Here is a 2,187-nt window from a genome sequence, read left to right on the forward strand (position 1 = left end):
ATACACAACACGGTTACCCTGGACACATAAAAAGAGAGGGCATCAGCCCCCTCTGTAGTCAACAATAAAACCTATAAAGAAGGTATCTATTCCCAGGGAATACTTCCGCCAATCCACCCTTCGAAAGCCTTGCGACATTCATCCAGTGACGGAAACGTAACATGTCTGACTGCTTTACCTTCCAGCAGAGGTCTGCTGTCAGCGATACCCGGAATGGTCCTTCTAAGCCATTTGAAGAAGGTTCCGCTGTCAACAATGCCGCGCTTGTGTAGGCGGTGACAGTACTCAACGTAGCTATTATATAGCCTGGTCTTAACAAAACTATCATCAAAACTCTTACCATCAACCTCTGCCATTTGCAGGTGGTCATATAGCCATTGCTCATGGGATTTCAGGTTTCGGACCTTCTGCCCAAGTAGAGCCCCTGTCACTGGGAATTTACGAAGATCCTTACCCTCCAGAACCCGGTTTTTCAGGAGATGCATCAAAGCCTCAACGCCACCGTTGTCACGCTCATGGATGATGGCCTCAAAGTACTTGGTATCGCCTTTGCGAGAGTCACTCACTCTCGTGGCACAGAAGCGACGCTCATCGACTTCTGCAGGTACCACCCAGTCTTCATTACTGGCCATAATAACTCGGGCATAGTTTTCAACTTCGAGAGCATCCTTGTGCTTCATCTCAATCATACGTCGGGACTCAGTGATTAGAGTCTTGAGTGCACCAAGTTTAGCCTTGTCACCTGCCCAAAATGCTTCATCAGCGAACACCAGCAGGGTAGAGGCAAGATTGCCATTGAATCGTCCAACAAGATGCTCAGGGTTACTGACATGTTGGAAGTGCTTCCCAAACAGCTTCCCAAAGTACTCAACAAACACACCCTTACCAGCTCCTTGACTTCCCATTAAAACCAGTGCAACACCACAGAGTTTGTCTGGATGTTGTACAAGGTCGGCCATCCAATCGAGGCAGTACTCATAAAGTTCAAGATTGCCGCTGCAAATCACTTCCAATAAATGCGCAAGAAATAACTCGCAACTTCCGGGCAGTCCTTCAACAGCAAAACCTTCAAAGAGATTGTACAAATGAGGCCCGGCACCAGCTGGTGCAAATACTATACCCTGGTACGTCCTCCGCTCTTCATGCTCAAACCAGTGCTTAAAGAGAGGCTTTCCATCAGGAAGCTTCCTGTTGGCGTAGTATTTCTCCATATCCTGTGGTGATGTAAAAACGGGACCATTACCTTCGTTCAGGATGACTATGCACTTTGTGCCCATCATAGCCACAGCACATATCTCATTCATTTGCTCAAGAATAGAGCCTGCCTGGAATTTCTTACGATCATCACTCTTGCGGATACTATTGATAGTTTTGACCAATTTCTCCAAGGATAGAGGAGGCGTATTGTTTTCGTTCCAGGGAATAAGCTTCTGCATAATTTCCTGATCTGAAAACCTTGCTCGGATAAGCTTACCTACCAACTGGGTCAGCGCTTCAGTTCGCTGACCATCGGGGTAACCACGTTCAAGGCAGGCTGTGCTCTTGGTATTCGAAAAACTGCTATCCAAATCGTCAAGGCCTAAAGCTGCTTCTATCTCCTCAACTGAATACTTCGGATGATCATTGAGCTCAACAAGGTGGCTTAAGAAGGGTTCACCCTTGGTATGGAGAAAGCCAGGTAACCTCATGACCCGAGGTAGATCGGTTATCTTCGGATCAGTGCCAAACTTTTTTGCCAACTTCGTCTGTATTGCTCTGAATAGCCATCGAGGGCAGTTCTTGACGTGCAGGTAACAGTGCCCTTTACCAGGGCTCGATTCGACCACCATATGAGGTGTAAGGCACATATTGTATAGCTCTGAAGTAATCTCAGCTAAACGACCATTGTCATCATCAACAAAGCACGACCTGACTCCGGTGATATCGTCCGCCGTCCTGCCCTTGCCATTGGTTTCGTTGATCGTAACGAAAACGCCATCACCACTGAGGTTTGCGTCAATCAATAGACCTTTCACCTCTTCAAGAGTCCCGTAATATATGCGTGGCACCCTCTTACCTGCCCGGTTTGGAATGGTCTGAAAGCAATACGGTGTCTGAATACCATCCAAAGATTCGAGAAAACGCTCAGCATCGTGTAAATTAACTTGTGAGGTCTCGTGACTCTCGTTTGGTTTGCTCATCTCATGG

Annotated in this window: 1 protein-coding gene; it reads right to left on the reverse strand. The window is 47.2% G+C overall.

Annotated elements, in window-relative coordinates:
- Nucleotides 1-86: 86 nt before the first annotated feature.
- On the reverse strand, nt 87-2,187 hold a 2,101-nt coding region (locus KDK17_RS18795), incomplete at its 5' end, for a DUF5906 domain-containing protein (RefSeq protein ID WP_257288793.1).

The sequence above is a fragment of the Endozoicomonas sp. SESOKO2 genome (assembly GCF_024606245.1).
In the GTDB taxonomy this organism is placed as follows: domain Bacteria; phylum Pseudomonadota; class Gammaproteobacteria; order Pseudomonadales; family Endozoicomonadaceae; genus Endozoicomonas_A.